Source organism: Massilia sp. Bi118 (genome assembly GCF_918697865.1).
GTDB lineage: Bacteria > Pseudomonadota > Gammaproteobacteria > Burkholderiales > Burkholderiaceae_D > Telluria.
Genome location: NZ_CAKKMV010000002.1, coordinates 206565 through 224234, shown reverse-complemented (window position 1 = coordinate 224234; position 17670 = coordinate 206565). Strand labels below are relative to the sequence as shown.

General features: G+C 67.0%; 17 protein-coding genes and 1 pseudogene. 9 read left to right on the top strand and 9 right to left on the bottom strand.

What is annotated here, in order from left to right; all coding sequences use genetic code 11:
- The first annotated feature begins 6 nt into the window (after nucleotides 1-6).
- The gene (locus LQV39_RS03690; RefSeq protein ID WP_230020390.1) at nucleotides 7-1707 is read left to right on the top strand and encodes a thiamine pyrophosphate-binding protein; all 1701 of its coding nucleotides are present in this window, start codon (nucleotides 7-9) and stop codon (nucleotides 1705-1707) included.
- 139 nt (nucleotides 1708-1846) lie between these two features.
- On the opposite strand, the gene LQV39_RS03685 is transcribed toward LQV39_RS03690, so the two are convergent.
- The gene (locus LQV39_RS03685; RefSeq protein WP_230020389.1) at nucleotides 1847-2008 is read right to left on the bottom strand and encodes a hypothetical protein; all 162 of its coding nucleotides are present in this window, start codon (nucleotides 2006-2008) and stop codon (nucleotides 1847-1849) included.
- Between the two features lie 334 nt (nucleotides 2009-2342).
- On the opposite strand from LQV39_RS03685, the gene ftsY reads away from it, so the two are divergent.
- The 4 genes from ftsY (at nucleotide 2343) to rpoH (ending at nucleotide 6478) form a co-directional block, all read left to right on the top strand.
- The gene (ftsY, locus tag LQV39_RS03680; RefSeq protein ID WP_230020388.1) at nucleotides 2343-3572 is read left to right on the top strand and encodes a signal recognition particle-docking protein FtsY; all 1230 of its coding nucleotides are present in this window, start codon (nucleotides 2343-2345) and stop codon (nucleotides 3570-3572) included.
- A 6-nt stretch (nucleotides 3573-3578) separates the two neighbouring features.
- Entirely contained in the window at nucleotides 3579-4250 is a 672-nt protein-coding gene (locus LQV39_RS03675; protein ID WP_230020387.1) for a cell division ATP-binding protein FtsE, read from the top strand.
- Complete coding sequence (ftsX, locus tag LQV39_RS03670) at nucleotides 4247-5170, top strand: permease-like cell division protein FtsX (protein ID WP_230020386.1); 924 nt, start codon at nucleotides 4247-4249, stop codon at nucleotides 5168-5170. The genes LQV39_RS03675 and ftsX overlap by 4 nt, the downstream gene beginning before the upstream one ends.
- Nucleotides 5171-5587: 417 nt before the next feature.
- Nucleotides 5588-6478, top strand: a complete 891-nt coding sequence (rpoH, locus tag LQV39_RS03665) for an RNA polymerase sigma factor RpoH (RefSeq protein WP_230020385.1) — start codon at nucleotides 5588-5590, stop codon at nucleotides 6476-6478.
- A gap of 130 nt (nucleotides 6479-6608) precedes the next feature.
- On the opposite strand, the gene LQV39_RS03660 is transcribed toward rpoH, so the two are convergent.
- Complete coding sequence (locus LQV39_RS03660; RefSeq protein ID WP_230020384.1) at nucleotides 6609-7493, bottom strand: dienelactone hydrolase family protein; 885 nt, start codon at nucleotides 7491-7493, stop codon at nucleotides 6609-6611.
- Between the two features lie 97 nt (nucleotides 7494-7590).
- Here LQV39_RS03660 and LQV39_RS03655 point away from each other — a divergent pair.
- A pseudogene (locus tag LQV39_RS03655) lies at nucleotides 7591-7998 on the top strand (glutathione S-transferase family protein); the annotation flags it as partial.
- A gap of 78 nt (nucleotides 7999-8076) precedes the next feature.
- Complete coding sequence (locus LQV39_RS03650) at nucleotides 8077-9996, top strand: DUF4214 domain-containing protein (RefSeq protein ID WP_230020383.1); 1920 nt, start codon at nucleotides 8077-8079, stop codon at nucleotides 9994-9996.
- A gap of 18 nt (nucleotides 9997-10014) precedes the next feature.
- On the opposite strand, the gene LQV39_RS03645 is transcribed toward LQV39_RS03650, so the two are convergent.
- Nucleotides 10015-10482, bottom strand: a complete 468-nt coding sequence (locus LQV39_RS03645; RefSeq protein ID WP_230020382.1) for an MgtC/SapB family protein — start codon at nucleotides 10480-10482, stop codon at nucleotides 10015-10017.
- 102 nt (nucleotides 10483-10584) lie between these two features.
- On the opposite strand from LQV39_RS03645, the gene LQV39_RS03640 reads away from it, so the two are divergent.
- Nucleotides 10585-10839, top strand: coding sequence for a hypothetical protein (locus tag LQV39_RS03640; RefSeq protein ID WP_230020381.1), 255 nt, complete (start codon nucleotides 10585-10587; stop codon nucleotides 10837-10839).
- On the opposite strand, the gene LQV39_RS03635 is transcribed toward LQV39_RS03640, so the two are convergent.
- Nucleotides 10799-11215 (bottom strand): DUF2141 domain-containing protein, encoded by a 417-nt coding sequence (locus LQV39_RS03635; RefSeq protein ID WP_230020380.1) that lies wholly within the window; start codon nucleotides 11213-11215, stop codon nucleotides 10799-10801. The genes LQV39_RS03640 and LQV39_RS03635 overlap by 41 nt on opposite strands.
- A gap of 37 nt (nucleotides 11216-11252) precedes the next feature.
- Here LQV39_RS03635 and LQV39_RS03630 point away from each other — a divergent pair, with 37 nt between their 5' ends.
- Nucleotides 11253-11795, top strand: coding sequence for a sterol desaturase family protein (locus tag LQV39_RS03630; RefSeq protein WP_230020379.1), 543 nt, complete (start codon nucleotides 11253-11255; stop codon nucleotides 11793-11795).
- On the opposite strand, the gene crtB is transcribed toward LQV39_RS03630, so the two are convergent.
- From crtB to LQV39_RS03605, 5 genes are read right to left on the bottom strand one after another with little or no spacing between them, the layout of a single operon-like run.
- Nucleotides 11686-12672: a 15-cis-phytoene synthase CrtB gene (gene crtB / locus LQV39_RS03625; RefSeq protein ID WP_230020378.1), complete on the bottom strand. Its 987-nt coding sequence runs from the start codon at nucleotides 12670-12672 to the stop codon at nucleotides 11686-11688. The genes LQV39_RS03630 and crtB overlap by 110 nt on opposite strands.
- Nucleotides 12669-14183, bottom strand: a complete 1515-nt coding sequence (locus LQV39_RS03620) for a phytoene desaturase (RefSeq protein ID WP_230020377.1) — start codon at nucleotides 14181-14183, stop codon at nucleotides 12669-12671. The genes crtB and LQV39_RS03620 overlap by 4 nt, the downstream gene beginning before the upstream one ends.
- Complete coding sequence (crtY, locus tag LQV39_RS03615) at nucleotides 14180-15355, bottom strand: lycopene beta-cyclase CrtY (protein WP_230020376.1); 1176 nt, start codon at nucleotides 15353-15355, stop codon at nucleotides 14180-14182. Before crtY ends, LQV39_RS03620 begins: the two co-directional genes overlap by 4 nt.
- A complete protein-coding gene (locus tag LQV39_RS03610) occupies nucleotides 15352-16671 on the bottom strand; it encodes a glycosyltransferase (RefSeq protein WP_230020375.1) in 1320 nt (439 codons plus the stop codon). Before LQV39_RS03610 ends, crtY begins: the two co-directional genes overlap by 4 nt.
- Nucleotides 16672-16687: 16 nt before the next feature.
- Nucleotides 16688-17662 (bottom strand): polyprenyl synthetase family protein, encoded by a 975-nt coding sequence (locus LQV39_RS03605; protein ID WP_230020374.1) that lies wholly within the window; start codon nucleotides 17660-17662, stop codon nucleotides 16688-16690.
- Between the last annotated feature and the right edge of the window lie 8 nt (nucleotides 17663-17670).

Genomic DNA, 17670 nt, shown 5'->3' with positions numbered 1-17670 from the left:
CGCACCATGACCCACCCCTCCCGCAGCGGCGGCCAGATCCTGGTCGATGCACTCCAGGTCCACGGCGTGGACACCGCCTTCGGCGTGCCCGGCGAAAGCTACCTCGACGTGCTCGATGCCCTGCACGACTCGAACATCCGCTTCGTGATCAACCGCCAGGAGGGCGGCGCGGCGTTCATGGCCGAGGCCTACGGCAAGCTGACCGGCAAGCCCGGCATCTGCTTCGTCACCCGCGGCCCGGGCGCGACCAATGCCTCGATCGGCGTGCACACGGCCTATCAGGATTCCACGCCGATGATCCTGTTCATCGGCCAGGTCGGCACCGACTTCATGGATCGTGAAGCGTTCCAGGAAATCGACTACCGCCGCATGTACGGGCAGATGGCCAAGTGGGTGGCGCAGATCGACCGCGCCGACCGCATCCCCGAATACATGGCGCGCGCCTTCCAGGTCGCGACCAGCGGCCGTCCGGGTCCGGTGGTGCTGGCGCTGCCGGAAGACATGCTGATCGCACAAGCCGAAGTGGCCGACACGCGCCGCTACCAGCCGGTGCAGGCTTCGCCTTCGTCCGCGCAAATCTCTCAGCTGCGAACGATGCTGACCGAAGCGAAAAAGCCGCTGCTGCTGCTGGGCGGCGGCACCTGGACCGATGCAGCCTGCGCCGACGTGCAGAAGTTCGCCGAAGCGAACGGCCTGCCGGTGGCCTGCGCCTTCCGCTTCCAGGACCTGCTGGACAACGATCACCCGCATTACGTCGGCGACGTCGGCATCGGCATCAATCCGAAGCTGGCTGCGCGCGTGAAGGAAGCCGACCTGCTGATCGCCTTCGGTCCGCGCCTGGGCGAGATGACGACCAGCGGCTACTCGCTGCTGGCGTCGCCGGTGCCGAAGCAGCGCCTGGTGCACATCCATCCGGACCCGCAAGAATTGGGCAGCGTGTATCAGGCCGAGCTGATGATCGCCGGCGGCGCGCCGGAAACCGCGCATATGCTGGCGGCGATGGAACCGGTGGATCCGGCCGCCTGGCGTCACACCGTCGAGGAAGCCAAGGCCGAGCTGCGCGCCTGGCAGGAACAGCCGCCGATCTTCAAGGATGGCAGCGCACCCTTGGACCTGTGGCAGCTGGTGCAGGACATGCAGGCCGCCCTGCCGCACGACACCATCATCACCAACGGCGCCGGCAACTACGCGACCTGGGCGCACCGCTTCTGGCGCTACGGCGCGATGCGCACCCAGCTGGCCCCGACCAGCGGCGCGATGGGCTATGGCGTGCCGGCCGGTGTGGCGGCAAAGATCGTCGATCCGCAGCGCACCGTGGTCACCTTTGCCGGCGACGGCGAATTCATGATGACCGGCCAGGAACTGGCGACCGCCGTGCAGTACCGCGCCGGCCTGATCCTGATCGTCTTCAACAACAATATGTTCGGCACCATCCGCATGCACCAGGAGCGCGAGTACCCGGGCCGCGTCTCGGGCACCGAGCTGCACAACCCGGACTTCGCAGCGCTGGCGCAAGCTTATGGCGGCCAGGGAGAGGTCGTGGAAAAGACCGCCGATTTCGCGGCGGCCCTGCAGCGCGCGGTGGCCTTCACGAACGAACAGAAGCTGCCGGCGGTGATCGAGTTGCGCTACGACGGCAACCTGATCACGCCGGGCGCGACACTGGAGACGATCCGCAAGAACGCCGAGGCGGCCAAGTCAAGCTGAGCCCACGCTACCTTTTGTCTTGCCTCAAACCGGGGTCAGACCCCGGATTTTGGAAATTGCCCAGGGGCTCATGACAAATTTCGGGGTCTGACCCCGGTTTGAGGAAACGCAAGCTAATGGCCGGCTGGCCGTTGACGATTCAATAGCCGAGATTGCTGTCGAGTCCCAGCTCAGCCGGCCAGGGCACCGGCGTGTCATTACTTCGCGGATCGCTCGAAGGGTGGGTCAGGAATGCGGCGACCAGCGCGATGAACAGCCAGACGACGATATTGCGCAGCGAGGCCGCGTTACCGCCTGTCACTTCGTCTCCGGAAATGAGTCGCTTGAGGTACCTGGACAGAATCTTCACGATAAGCCCTTGAGGGAAGACGCTTTTTTTCTAGAAGCTCACAATTTATATCAGTCGCCGCCGGTTTTCCAGCAAACGTATTGATATAAGAACTGATGAGCAGCATTCTAGCGACAATATGGATGAGCTGTCGCACGTCATGCCCTTGCATTCCCGCGTATGCAGGCTTGCCTGGCAGCCATGTCCGGACGGGGCTTAGTCGCAGCGCTCTGGTAGAATACCGCGATCGTTGACATGCCCGACGAAATCGGGCATATGCATGCAGTCCTCCTCCCCGACACCATCCATGTTTAGTTTCTTCAAAAAGAAAAAACCTGAAGCCGAGACGTCCGTCCAGGCCGAGTCCGCCGCAGCCGCGCCTGCCGCCGAAGCGCCTGCGGAAGCGCCCGCCCAGCCGGGCTTCCTGCGCCGCCTGTTCGGCGCCAGCGACGATACCTTCGTACCCGCGCCCGAGACCGCCGGGCAGGCGCCCGAGCCGGAAGAGCCGGCCGCGCGCGAGGCCGAGGTGCCCGATCCGGTCGCCACGAAAATCGCCGAGGAAGCCGCCGTCCTCTCGAATGCCTACGAAGGCCAGCTCTTCCCCGAGACCGCCGAGCGTCCGGGCAGCGAGCTCGAGAAAAAGAAATCCTGGATGGCGCGCCTGAAGGCCGGCCTGTCCAAGACCTCGAACAACCTGTCCCTGCTGTTCGTCGGCGCGCGCATCGACGAAGACCTGTACGAAGAGCTGGAATCGGCCCTGCTGATGTCGGACGCCGGCATGGACGCCACCCAGTATCTGCTGGATAACCTGCGCCGCAAGGTCAAGGAAGAGAAGCTGCTCGACGCCGCCGCCGTCAAGGCCGCGCTGAAGTCGCTGCTGGTGGATATGCTGCGCCCGCTGGAAAAACCGCTGGAACTGGGCCGCCACGAGCCGCTGGTGATGATGATCGCGGGCGTCAACGGCGCCGGCAAGACCACGACGATCGGCAAGCTGGCCAAGCACATGCAGCGCTTCGAGCAGTCGGTGCTGCTGGCCGCCGGCGACACCTTCCGCGCCGCCGCCCGCGAGCAGCTGATGGTCTGGGGCCAGCGCAATAACGTTACCGTGATCTCGCAAGCGTCCGGCGACCCGGCCGCGGTCGCCTTCGACGCGGTGCAGTCGGGCCGCGCGCGCGGCGTCGACGTGGTCATGGTCGATACCGCCGGCCGCCTGCCGACCCAGCTGCACCTGATGGAAGAGCTCAAGAAGATCAAACGCGTGATCGGCAAGGGCATGGAGTCCGCGCCGCACGAAGTGCTGCTGGTCATCGACGGCAACACCGGCCAGAACGCGCTGGCGCAAGTCAAAGCCTTCGACGACGCCCTGCAGCTGACCGGCCTGGTGATCACCAAGCTGGACGGCACGGCCAAGGGCGGCATCCTGGCTGCCATCGCGCGCACCCGCCCGGTGCCGGTGTACTTCATCGGCGTCGGCGAAAAGCTGGAGGACCTGCAACCCTTCAGCGCCGACGAGTTCGCCGAGGCGCTGCTGGGATAAGGCCAGATGATCGAATTCCAGTCCGTCTCCAAAAAATATTCCGCCGACGCACTTGCCCTGCGCGATGTGTCGTTCAGCATCGCCAAGGGCGAGCTGGTCTACCTGGCCGGTCCGTCCGGCGCCGGCAAGTCGACGCTGCTGAAGATGATCGCCGCCGTCGAGCGTCCGACCAGCGGCCGCGTCATCGTCAGCGGCCACGACATCGGCAAACTGAAGAAGGCCGGCGTGCCCTTCCTGCGGCGTAACCTGGGCCTGATCTTCCAGCAGCAGCGCCTGCTGAACGACCGGACCATCCTGGCGAACACCATGCTGCCGCTGATCGTTACCGGCGCCTCGTCCGCGCAGGCCGAGCAGCGGGCACGAGCCGCGCTCGACAAGGTCGGCCTGCTCGACCGCGCCAAAGCGATGCCGCTGGAACTGTCGGGTGGCGAGCAGCAGCGCGTGGCCATCGCCCGCGCCATCGTCAACCGTCCGCAGATCATCCTGGCCGACGAGCCGACCGCGAACCTCGACCGCGCCGCGGCCGACCGCGTGATCGACGCCCTGCACGCCTTCCACTCGGCCGGCGTGACCTGCGTGATTTCCAGCCACGACGAGCAGATCCTGGACGCCGCCGCGCGTGTGATCCGCCTCGAACATGGCGAACTGGTGGAGGCCGCGGCCGGGGGTGCGTCATGAATATCTGGTTCCGCCAACACCGCTTTGCCCTCGGCGCGGCCTTCGGCCAGGTGCGCAAGACGCCGGGCAGCTTCCTGTTCAACGTGCTGGTCGTGGCGGTGGCGCTGGCCCTGCCCTTTGCCGGCGTGACCCTGCTCGACAACGTGCGCCCGATGTCGGAACAGCTCTCGGTCGATCCCGAGATCAGCCTGTTCATGAAGACCGATGCCCCGCGCGAGCAGGCGCAGGCGCTGGCGCCGCAGCTGCGGCAGATCCTGAACGGCAGCCACGCCAAGATCGTTTTCGTGCCGCGCGAGCAGGCGCTGGAAAACCTGAAGGCCAAGAGCGGCCTGACCGACGTCATCGAGACCCTGGGCGACAACCCCTTGCCGGACAGCTATGTGATGAAGCTGGAAGGCTTCACCAGCCGTACGGCCGAGGCTGCCCGCGTCGAGGGCATCGCCGAGCAGATGAAAACGCTGCCGGGCGTGGACTCCGTGCAGGTCGACTCGGCCTGGGTCAAGCGCCTGGCTGCCCTGCTGGGCGTGCTGCGCCTGGTGCTGCTGCTGCTGGCGATCACTTTAGGCGTGGTCGTGATCGCGGTGGTGTTCAACACCATCCGCCTGCAGGTGCTGACCCAGCGTGACGAGATCGCCGTCTCCAAGCTGCTGGGCGCGACCGACAACTTTATCCATCGCCCCTTCTATTACACGGGCGCCCTGCTCGGCCTGTGTGCCGGCGCCGTGGCCCTGGGTGCGGTGTCCCTGGCCCTGCACCCGCTAAATGCGGCCATCGCCGAATTCGCGCGCCTGTATGCCTCGGAATTCCAGCTGTCGGCGCTGCCGCCGCTGGGCCTGGCCGGGCTGCTGGCCATCAGCGCCGGGCTCGGGCTGGTGGGGGCGATGCTGTCGGTGCAGCGGCATCTGGCGCGCTTGAACTAGTTAAATTTTTGTTATCCCATCCGCCGTTGGCCAGAAAAATCCACGGCGGAGACGGGATATACGCCTACAAATGTAAGTGCGCCACTTCACAGACCTCCCACCACAGCGCGCTTAACCTGTCTTCTACCGAATTCAAATAATACGAGCGTCACGATTGACCCGTATCAACGGTAACGCTCACATCTGCTCTACAGTTGAATCGAGACAAAAAATCGATTCCCAGAAGCAATACTTTGGCAGGACTTAAGGACGTCGTCGGGGATATGGAGGCTGCTAGCACTCACCTCAAGAGAGTGCTAATATTACGTCTAACCACTGTCTCGCATCCCGTAACAAGCCGTAAGAATTGCGCCTTCGGGGCACTCTTTCGGGCACATTGACGATGCAGCACAGAATACTCTACGAGGGAATATGACTATGTCCGCACAATCCGCATTGGTTCCCGCTGGCACCCGTGCTCTGGGACTGGGTTTCACCGGCAATCTCGGCAATATCGACGCCTATATCTCGGCCGTCAACCGTCTGCCGATGCTGTCCCACGAGGAAGAGGTCTCGCTGGCAAAGAGCTTGCGGGATAAGAACGACCTGGACGCCGCGCAGAAGCTGGTGATGTCGCACCTGCGCCTGGTGGTCTCGATCGCGCGCGGCTACCTCGGCTACGGCCTGCCGCACGCCGACCTGATCCAGGAAGGCAATATCGGCCTGATGAAGGCAGTCAAGCGTTTCGATCCGAACCAGGGCGTCCGCCTGGTCTCGTACGCCATGCACTGGATCAAGGCCGAGATGCACGAATACATCCTGAAGAACTGGCGTCTGGTGAAGGTCGCGACGACCAAGGCCCAGCGCAAGCTGTTCTTCAACCTGCGCAGCAACAAAGTGGGCCTGGACGCCATGTCGCCGCAGCAGGTCGCCGATATGGCGCAGATGCTTGGCGTAAAACGCGAAGAAGTCGTCGAGATGGAAACCCGCCTGTCGGGCCGCGACATCGCCCTGGAAGCGCCGACCGACGACGAAGACGACAAGTTCTCGCCAATCGCTTACCTGTCCTCGGATCAGCAGGAGCCGACCAAGGTGCTGGAAGCCAACGACGTGGTGCGCCTGCAATCGGAAGGCATCGAAACGGCGCTGGGCAAGCTGGATCCGCGTTCGCGCCGCATCGTGGAAGCACGCTGGCTGGCCAACGACGACGGCTCGGGCGCGACCCTGCACACGCTGGCCGAAGAGTTCGGCGTGTCGGCCGAGCGCATCCGCCAGATCGAAACGGCAGCGCTGAAGAAGATGAAAACGGCACTGGCCGCCTACGTCTAAGCGATCCACTCTCCAAAAGCAAAGGCACCCTCGGGTGCCTTTTGTTTTGCCTCAAATCGGGGTCAGAGCACTTTTTTTGGCAAGATGCGCAGGGATATATCCATAAAAAGTGCTCTGACCCCGAATTAATTTAGCCCAGCTTTTCCTTGAAGAAGGCCACCGTACGGCCCCATGCCAGCTTGGCTGCGGTTTCGTCGTAGCGCGGCGTGGTGTCGTTGTTGAAGCCGTGCTCGGCGCCGGCGTAGACGAAGTGCTGGTAGTTCACCTTGTTGGCCTGCAGCGCGGCCTCGTAGGCGGGCCAGCCGGCCAGGATGCGTTCGTCCTTGCCGGCGTCGTGGATCATCAACGGCGCGCGGATCTTCGCCGCCTCGGCCGGGCTCGGCTGGGAGCCGTAGAAAGGCACGGCCGCGGCCAGCTCGGGCAGCTGGGTGGCCAGGTAGTTGGCGATGCCGCCGCCGTAGCAGAAGCCGACCACGCCCACCTTGCCCGTCGCCTGCGGCAGCGCGGCCAGCGCGTGGAAGGCCGCGATGAAGTCGGCGCGGGTCTTGCCCTGGTCGAGCTTGGGGAACAGCGCGCGCGCCTTGTCCTCGTCGCCGGGATAGCCGCCGAGCGGGAACAGCGCGTCCGGCGCGTAGGCGATGAAGCCTTCCAGCGCCAGGCGGCGGGCGATGTCCTCGATGTGCGGATTCAGGCCGCGGTTTTCGTGCACTACCAGGATCACCGGCAGCTTGCCCCTGGCGTTGGCCGGGATCGCCAGGTAGCCGCGCACCGTCCCGTAGCCCTGCGGCGAAGGAAACTCCTGGTAGCTGGTCTTCAGGCGCGCGTCGCTTGCCGCCACCATGGGCGCGGCGAAGGATGGCGACAGCTGGGCCAGCAAGGTGGCCGCAGTGGCGCCGCCGACCGCGTAGCGTCCCGCGCGCGCGAGGAAGTCGCGGCGCGACAGGCGTCCGTGGACATAGCCGTCGAACAGCTTCAGCACTTCAGGATCGAAATCGGTGGCGGTCAGACGCGGCATCGTTGCACCCTCTCATGATGGTTGAATTGACAAGCATACGCCAACTCGGGTTAGAGTGGCCATCCCTCCGTCCGAACCCTGAAGAAAGCGCCCCCGCCCGGCCGATCCCATGGCCGCGCTGGATGTGCGCTTCCTCGACCGCTTCTTCGACCTGCATGTCATGTCGCCCGTCCAGCATGCCGTCGCCGGCGCCCTGAGCGGCGATGCCGCCAAGCGCAGCGAGGGCCTTGCGCACGCCACGGAAAAGCTGGCCTGGGCCTACGCCTGGCTTGAACAGCGGCTCATCGGCAAGAACTGGGCTGCCGGCGAGGACTTCAGCCTGGCCGACTGCGCCGCCGCGCCCTCGCTGTTCTATGCGGACTGGGTCCACCCGATGACGGCAGACTTTCCCGTGCTGCGCGCTTACCGTGCACGGCTGCTGGCCCGTCCGTCCTTCGCCCGCGCGGTGGACGAGGCGCGCCCGTTCCGGCACCTGTTCCCCATGGACGCGCCAAACCGGGATTAATCGAATAAAGGTGACAAAGCGCGGATTTTCCCCTGGGCAAGACGGGATATCCTTATGTTTTCCCAGCAAGGAGGCAGCGTGACCATTTCCATTCCGCCCATCGGCTCGATCCGCATCGACGGTACGCCCTTCGACGACAGCCTGAAGGGCACCCCGGCCAACGAAGACATCCACGGCGGCGCCGGCGACGACGACATCGTCGGCAATGGCGGCACCGACCTGCTCGATGGCGGCGCCGGCGACGACTACCTGCAAGGCGACAGCGGCAACGACACCCTGCTGGGCGGCGATGGCGACGACTTCCTGCTGGGCGAGGGCGGCAACGACAGCCTCGACGGCGGCAGCGGACTGAACGCCCTGGTCGGCGGCGAGGGCGACGACCATTACGAGATCCATAGCCCCACCGACCTGATCTTCGATTCCGGCGGCCACGACAGCGGCACGATCCGGGTGGACTGGTACAAGACCGACCCGACGATCGAGGACTGGACCTGGGCGCCGGGCGTCAAGAAGCTGCCTTACTGGATCGATGCCCTGGTCTTCGACGGCGTGCCCTTCGTCGCCGCGACGCTCGGGCCGGCGCACACGATCGGCTATGCCTTCGCGCAGACGCCGCCGAGCTTCTTCAGCGCCGACGACGGGAGCGGCTTCAAGCCCTTCAACGCCACCCAGATCACTTATACGAAGGCGGTGCTGGCCTACATCGAGACCGTGCTGAACGTGCACTTCGTCGAGACCACCGATACCGAGGGCGACGGCACCATCGTCTTCGCCAACAACAAGCAGGAAGACTCGGCCGGCTGGGGCTATGCGCTGCAGCCGGCCGGCGCGGGCAGCCGGGTACTGATCGCCACCTCCCCGCTCGCGCTCTCGCCCGCGCTTGACAATGGCCATGAATTCATGCGCGTCGTCACCCACGAGATCGGCCATGCGCTCGGCCTGAAGCACCCTTTCGCCGCCGACGATTCGCTCGGCCACCCGGACCTCGGCCCCTTCCTGCCCAAGGCGGACGACAACGTGCTGTATTCGATCATGAGCTACACCGGCATCGAGCGCAATCCGGGCACCTTCAGCCCTCTCGACATCGCGGCCCTGCAGTACGTCTACGGCGCGGCGAGCGGCTACCATGGCGACGATACGCGCTACACGATCGGCCGCGACTACCTCATGATCGGCGACGGCGGCGGCAACGACACCATCGACGGCGCGGCGCAGACCCAGGACCTGACCCTGTCGCTGGAACAGGGTGACTGGAGCCATGTGGGCGCCAAGGCAGAGACGATCACCGCGCAGGGCCAGATCACGATCGACATCGGCACCGTGATCGAAAACGCGATCGGCGGCTCGGGCAACGATCTTATCCTCGGCAATGCCGTCGCCAACAGCATCGGCGGCGGCGCCGGCAACGACCTGCTGCGCGGCGGCGGCGGCGACGACCGCCTGGATGGGGGCGCCGGACGCGATACGGCCGCCTATGAAGGGGCGCGGGCCGGCTACACGATCGCGCAGGCGGGCGCCGGCCTGCTGGTCACCGACAAGGCCGGCCTCGAAGGCAGCGACACCCTGGCCGGCATCGAGCGCCTGCTGTTTGCCGACGGCGCACTGGCGCTCGACATCGACGGCACCGCCGGCAAGGCCTACCAGCTGTACGCGGCCGCCTTCGACCGCGTGCCCGACGTCGGTGGCCTGGGCTTCTGGCTGTCCGCGCTGGACCGCGGCACTTCGCTGGTCGACGTGGCGACGGAATTCACCAGGGCGCCCGAATTCGTCAAGATGTACGGCGCCACGCGCAGCGCGGAGGATTTCCTGGTCAAGGTGTACGAGCACATGCTGCACCGCGCGCCCGACCCGGGCGGCTACGCCTACTGGCTCGAGGTGATGCAGAAGGGCGCGACCGAAGGCCAGGTGCTGGCGGCGATCAGCGAGAGCCCGGAGCTGCACGATCTGCTGGTCGGCCAGATGCGCGACGGGATCGTCTACCAGCCCTACCTCGCCTGAGCCCTGGCGGGCGGGTGCTCAGTCCTTGTCCTTGCGCCGCAGCAGGGACAGGATCGCGAACGCGAACACGGCGCTGACCACCGCCGTGGTCTCCCGGCCCATCCCGGCCGCCACCCCGACGGCCGCGGTCAGCCACACGCTGGCGGCCGTGGTCAGGCCCTTGATGTCGTTGCGGTCGCGCAGCTTGAGGATGGCGCCGGCGCCGAGAAAGCCAATGCCCGCCGTCACGCCCTGCAGCACGCGCGACAGGTCCTCGATCTTCATGCCGGCCTGCAGCGGGATCAGGACGAAGATCGCCGAGCCGAGCGCCACCAGCATGTGGGTGCGCTGCCCCGCCGGCGCGCCGATCGACTCGCGCTCATAGCCCAGCAGGCCGCCCAGTGCCACGGCGACGATCAGGCGCACCACCACGCGTGTGATGTCGTGGGCGTCGCCCAGGTCCGAGAATTCCTGCTGTATCGTGATCCAGCTTTGCTCCCACCACATCTTCCATTGCTCCCAAGGGTAATGGGGGCAATAATGCCAGTCGTTGCTCGTCCGTGGCGCGCAGGCGCGCTGCACGCGTCTCACTCAACTCAGGAACACACGATGTCCCGGCTCGAAAAAAAGTGGTGGTTCATTCTGGTGGTCAGCTTCATGACCGCTTTCACGACGCGTTATCTGCTCGACGCAGCCGGCCTGCCCCCGCTGCGCAGCTTCCAGCCTGCCCAGTTTGCCGTCTACCTGTTCTGCTTTTTCGGTGTCTGGCGCGGGTTCTCTTTCCTGGGCTGGCTGATCGCCCTGGTCCTCTCGCCATCGCTCGTCAGTGCAGCCGGACCGACGCCACCGTCACCTCATCCTTGACCTCGATGGCCGCGTCGTCGAAGCCCGGCGGCCCGAACTTGCCGCGTGCATCGCGGCTGAAACCGTAATTCTCCTTCGGGATGCCGATCAGGTTGCGGTCCAGCTCAGCGTTGCCGTTCTCGTCCTGGTAGACCAGCACGGCCCAGCTGCCCTTCGGCACATTCGGCACGGCGATCACGTTCTCGCCCTCGCGCGCGGGGCTCGATGCCGTGTAGGCGCACTGCTTGAGGAAGCGTTCCCTGTCGCAGACGGCGACCCTGAGCGTGCCCTTGCCGCCCTCCACCGCCGTAACGCGGACTTCGACGGTGGCGGCCGAGGCGCAGGCAGCGGCGGCCAGGAGCAGAACGCCAGTGAATAGCTGAATGAATCGGGTCATGCGTGTCCTTTTAAACGATTATGGTAGGCTGCTTTCCATGCTGCTCAACGCCCTCATCCTCATCGCTACCGTGGTCCTGATGGAAGTGTTTTCCATCGTCGCGCACAAGTACGTGATGCACGGCTTCGGCTGGGCGTGGCACCGCTCGCACCACGAGCCGCGCACGGGATGGTTCGAGAAGAACGATTTGTACGCCATCGTGTTCGCGGGCGTGGCGATCGCCCTGATCTACGCCGGCGCCACCCTGGGCCGGCATCCGCTGGAGTGGATCGGCGCCGGCATGACGGCCTATGGTTTCCTCTACTTCGTCGCCCACGATGGCCTGGTGCACCAGCGCTGGCCTTTCCGCTACGTGCCGCGCAGCGGCTACCTGAAGCGCCTCTACCAGGCCCACCGCATGCACCATGCGGTGGCCGGCAAGGACGGCGCGGTGTCCTTCGGCTTCCTCTACGCGCCGCCCGTGGACGTCCTCAAGCGGGAGTTGCATGCGCTGCACCGGGGACCGCTTCGCCAGCGGCGCCCGGACGCTGCCACAGGCCGGGCGGACGCGGCCTCCGCGCCTTCACAAGACGCGAACTGAGCGCCTGTACACCCCCTTCCATCAACAGGCGCAGCTTGGCCGCCTTCGAGGTGCCTGCGCGCTCATCCCAGGCCTGCGCGCCGCGCTGCTTCACCACGACGCCGATCTGGCGGTAGACCTTGCGCGCGGCAGCGATCGCCCAGGCGGAGCGCAGCGGCAGGTCCGCGATGCCGGCCAGGGCCGAGTCGTAATACGGCTCCGCGGCATCGACCAGGCGCGCCGCCACCGCCGCCAGCTTGATCCGGTGCTTGGGCAGCGCGATCTCGTCGAGCGGGATGCCCGCCTCGCGCAGCCACTGGACCGGCACATAGCAGCGTCCAACTTGCGCATCCTCGACGATGTCGCGCGCGATGTTCGTCAGCTGGAACGCCAGGCCCAGGTCGCAGGCGCGGTCCAGGACGCGCGGGTCGCTCACGCCCATGATGGCCGCCATCATCAGGCCAACCACGCCGGCCACGTGGTAGCAGTAGCGCAGCGTGTCGGCGATGGTTTCGTAGCGCGCGCCCTCGACGTCCATCGCAAAACCATCCAGGTGGTCGAAGGCGAAGCGCGGCGCGATCCGCGGCACCCCGGCGTGACGCAGCGCGACTTCCTGGAAGGCGGCAAAGGCGGGATCCCGCATGCGTTCGCCCGCGTAGGCGCGGCGGGTCTGCTCGCGCAGCGCGGCCAGCTTGTCCGCCGCGTCGTGCTGCTCGCGCTGCGCGGCATGGAAACCCAGCTCCTGGCCGTCGACCACGTCGTCGCAGTGGCGGCACCAGGCATAGAGCATCAGCACCTTGCGCCGGGTGTCCGGGTCGAACAGCCTGGCGGCGGCGGCGAAGCTTTTCGAGCCGACCGCGATGGTGTTTTCGGCATGGTCAAGAAGATCCTGGCTCATGCACGCACTCCTTCCTGCAGCGCCTGCAGCATCAATCCGGCGGTCGCCTTGGCCGAGCCGATTACGCCGGGCACGCCGGCGCCAGGATGAGTGCCGGCGCCGACCAGGTAGAGATTGGCCAGCTCGGCATCGCGATTGTGCGGGCGGAACCAGGCGCTCTGGGTCAGCAGCGGCTCCAGCGAGAAGGCCGAGCCATGATGGGCATTCAGCTGATCGCGGAAGTCCAGCGGCGTGAAGATGCGGCTGGTGACCAGCTGGCTGCGCAGGCCCGGCATGTAGCGCTGTTCGAGGTAGTCGAAGATGCGCTCGCGGTACTTCGGCCCCTCCTCTTCCCAGTCGATCGCCGCGTTGCCGAGGTGGGGCACGGGCGCCAGCACGTAGTGGCTGCCGCAGCCGGGCGGCGCCAGCGAGGGATCGGTGACGCAGGGGGCGTGCAGGTAGAGCGAGAAATCCTCGGCCAGGGTCTCGCCCTTGAAGATGTCCCGGATCAGCTCGCGGTAGCGCGGCCCGAAGCAGACCGTGTGGTGGCGCAGCTGGCTGTGGTGTTTGTCGAGACCGAAGTAGAGCACGAACAGGGAATTGGAAAACTTCTTCTTCGCCAGCGACTCGCCTTGCGCGAGGCCGCGCGGATGCTGGTTCATCAGCCTGGCGTAGGTATGGACCACGTCGGCGTTCGACGCCACCGCGTCCGCCGCGAAAGCGCGTCCGTCCGCCAGCCGCACGCCGGTGGTACGCATGCCGCTGACCTCGATCTGCGCCACGTCCGCGTTCAGCGCGATGCGCCCGCCAAGATCCTCGAACAGGCGTACCAATCCGCGCACCAGGGCGCCGGTGCCGCCGCGCGGGAACCACACGCCCCACTCGCGTTCGAGCGCGTGGATCAGCGTGTAGATCGAGGAGGTGGCGAAGGGATTCCCGCCCACCAGCAGCGAATGGAAGGAGAAAGCCTGGCGCAGCTGCTCGTCCTGGATGAAGCGCGACACGATGCCGTACACGCTGCGCCAGGCCTGCAGGCGCGCCAGTTGCGGGCCGGCGGCGATCATGTCGCGGAAGGACAGGAAAGGCACGGCGCCCAGTTTCAGGTAGCCCTCCGCGAACACCGCCTTCGAATAGGCCAGGAAGCGGCGGTAGCCTTCGACGTCGCGTGGGTTGCGCGCGTGGATCTGGCGGTCCAGCGCTTCCTGGTCGTTGGCGTAGTCGAAGTGGCTGCCGTCTTCCCAGCACAAGCGGTAGAAGGGCGACACCGGCAGCATCTCGACGTAATCCGCCATGCGCTTGCCGGCCAGCGTGAACAGCTCTTCGATGCAGGAGGGATCGGTGATGACGGTGGGGCCGGCGTCGAAGGTAAAACCCTGCTCTTCGTACACGTAGGCGCGACCGCCCGGCTTGTCGCGCTTTTCGAGCAGCGTGGTCTGTATGCCGCGGGCCTGCAGGCGGATGGCCAGGGCCAGCCCGCCGAAGCCGGCGCCGATGACCACCGCGCGGCGCGTGTCGATATTCCGTGCGTTCATTCTGCGTTTCCGATCTGGTGAGGGTGGATCTTGCAGGCGGCGATGAAAGCCTGGCCCACGGGCACCGGCGGCTTGCCGGACAGGAGGCGCGCCTTGTCCTGCAAACTGAGGCGGCCGGCATAGAAATGCCGGATCAGGGAGGCCGGCAGGCGGTAGAAGCGCTGCATCACGCGCCAGCGGCGGTCCGGGCTGCCCGCCAAAAACAGCATGCGGTTCAACAGGCGGAAGAAGCGCTGGCGCCGCCATTCCTGCGCCGCCTCGTCGCGGATGGCGGCGAACAAGCTTGGCGCATCGAGCGCGCGCATGCTTGCGATGCGCTCGGCGAGGCGCACCGCGTGCGGCAGCGAGTAGCCGGTGGTCGAATGGAACAGGCCGGCGCGCAGGCCGGCGCTGGGCTGGCCGGCCAGGTCGTCCCAGTAGGCGTGAAAATCGCCGGCCAGCACGATCGGCAGCCGGCCCTCTTCCTCGCGCAGTACTTGGTCGATGCGCCAGCCGCGCGCCTGTGCATAGGCGGCGATGTTGGCGCGCAGGCGTTCGGGCTCCCAGGCGGCGCTGTCGACGTAGTGGGTGTCTTCGATCAGCAGGCGGTGCGTATCGAAGGGCAGCACGTAGACGAAGCGGTAGCCGCCCTGCTGCTCGACGCCGGCGTCCATGATGATGGGCGCGCCGAGGCCGTGCGGCGCGGCCAGTAACACTTCCTGGCCGAGGAAGGTTTGCCAGCCCAGCGCCAGCCGCGAACTGGCGCGCATGCCGCGACCGTCGATCACGGCGCGCGCCGCCAGCACTTCGCCGCCTTCGAGCACGACGCTGGTCGGGCTGACGCTGGCGATGCGCGCGCGCAGGCGCAGCGCCGGCCCCAGCGCCGCTTCGACGACGCGTGCAAAATCCTGCGAGGCGATGCTGGCATAGCCGCCCTCCAGGGTGCGCCGCAGCTGCGGAAACACCACCTCGTAGCCCGGCCAGCGGTGCGACAGCAGGGGCGCGATCCAGGCCAGCTGGCCGGCGTCGAGATCGCTGTCGTGGAAGGACCAGGTGTGGTTGCCGCCCAAACGGTCCCCCTGCTCCAGCAGCAGGATGCGCAGCTCGGGCCGGCGCTGCGCCAGGCGCCAGGCGATCAGGCCGTTCGCGAGGCCGCCGCCGGCCAGGATCAGGTCCCAGGGCTGATCGCTCATGCCGGCGCTCTTGTTCCGCTATGCTCGCGCGCCTTCCGGTCCTCGCTGCGGCGCAGGCGCAGGGCCGCCTCGACGATGTCGGCCGCGCGCGGCGTGCCGCCGGCCTGGGCCAGGTCCTGCGCCAGGACCTCGAGCCGTTCGCAGAACTCGCCTTCCCGGAACAGGCGCCGCAGCTGACGTTCGAGCGTGCCGGCTCCGGCCAGGCGCGGCGAGGCCCGCAGGCCGATCCCGGCATGCAGGATGCGCGCGGCGGTGCCCGGCTGGTCGAAGGTGAGCGGCAGCGCCAGGATCGGCGTGCGCGCCTCGACAGCGTCCATCACTGTATTGATGCCGGCATGCGACACCACGGCGTCGGCACGCGCCAGCGCTTCCCGTTGCGGCGCAAAGGCGCAGACCCAGGTGGCGCCCGCCCGGGTCAGGGCATCTTCCTGGTCCGTATCGAGACCGCCGCAATGGGCGACCAGCAGCTGGGCGTCGAGCCGGCGGCATGCCTTGGCCACGCGCTTGAAGATGCCGAAGCGGTGGCCCTGCAGGGTGCCGAGCGAAGCGAACACGAAGGGCCGCCCGGGATCGACCTCGGGCATGGGCATGGGCGCGGCGGCGCCGGCATCGGCGGGCGCCCGCAGTGGTCCGACGTGATGGAAATGCGGCGGCAGCGCACGGCGCGGGAAGTCGAAGGAGGCGATGGTCTGGCTGACCTGGGCCAGCGGCGACAGGCATTCGTGCAGGCCACTGCGCTTGCTTAAACCGAGCCGGCGCGCCTGCTCTGCGATCACCGCACCGTGCGGGCGCATCATCCAGTCGTAGACGCGGGTGCTGCCCTCCGCCACCTGGTAGGCCCGCTCGCTGTTCTCGTACGCGAACGGCATCACGGCCAGCGGAATGCCGGGCTCGCGGTTGACCGGCATCGCACAGGCCACCGAAACGAAAGGCAGGCCCATGGCCTCGCCGACAAGACCGCCCGCCGCTTCCATCTGGTCTGCGATCAGGGCGTCGATGCGCAGGGTCTGCAGCGCGGCCGGCAGTTCGCGGCACAGCATCCCGGTGCCGCGCGCCATGTCGAGGATCACCTGGCGCAGGCCCAGCGGGCCGCCGGGATTGGCCGCGCGCCGCAGCGAGGCCGCCAGCGATCCGGGCGGATGGGTGCCGGCGCCCAGCGCATGGAAGCCGATGCGTGGATCCTTCAAATAGATACGCGCGTCCGCCCGCTGCAGGAAAGTCACGCGGTGGCCGCGCGCAATCAGCTCGAGGCTGAGCGCGGCCAATGCGCTGAAGTGGCTGTAGAAGGCCGGTGCGACCACGCCGAAGTGGGCCATGCCGCTTCCTCCCTTATCAGTGGCGCGCCAGGCTCACCCTGGCGCCGGCCGCATGCAGATGCGCCGGCGTGCCCTGGGCGTTCGGCGCGAAGGCGGCGCTGTCCTTGCTGCGGGCGAACAGGCCGGCGACGAAGCGGCGGGTGTGGCCGGCGCCGCCCAGGGCCGCATGCAGGTGGCGCTCGGCATCCTCGAGGTGGCGGTCGAGCCGGCGCCGCGCCTCCTCATGGCCGAGGGTGTTGACGAAGGTTGGCTTGCCGAGATCCTTGCCGGTGTCCTTGCCCGTGTGGGCGCTGTCGTTGCCGGGACCGTCCTGGAAATCGTCGCGGATCTGGAAGGCCTGCCCGGCCGCCAGCGCAAACGCGCGCAGCGACTCGGCCACGCAGTCGTCGGATTCGGCAATGATGGCGGCCATGTCGACCGCCACGCCCAGCAGCACCCCGGTCTTGAGTTCGTTGGTGACGGCGATCTCGGCGGCGGTGCGGCGCTCGCCATGCAGGTCCAGGAACTGGCCCTTGACCAGGCCCTGGTCACCGACCGTTTCCGACAATTTCGAGACCAGGCGCGCGCGGATCGCCGCCGGAATCTCCTGGGCCGCGGCCAGGATGCCGAAGGCGCGGCTGAGCAGGCCGATGGCGGCGAGGATGGCGACGTCTTCGCCGAAGCGCACGTGGATGGTGGGCTCGCCGCGGCGCAGCATGGCGTTGTCCATGCAGGGCATGTCGTCGAGGATCAGCGAGGCCGCGTGCACCATCTCGACCGCGCAGGCGACGTCTACCAGGGCCTTCGAATCGCAGCCGAGGTCGCGCGCGACCAGCATCAGCAGCAGCGGCCGCATGCGCTTGCCGGCGCCGAGCGCGCCCGCGCGCATGGCCAGGGTCAGCAGATCCGCCTGCTCCGGGCTTTGCACCAGGTGCCCGGCGATGCGTTCTTCCAGTTGCTGGCGCAGTTGGTCGATGCCGAACCCGCCAAAACGCCTACTCTGTGTCGTCATGCGCCTCT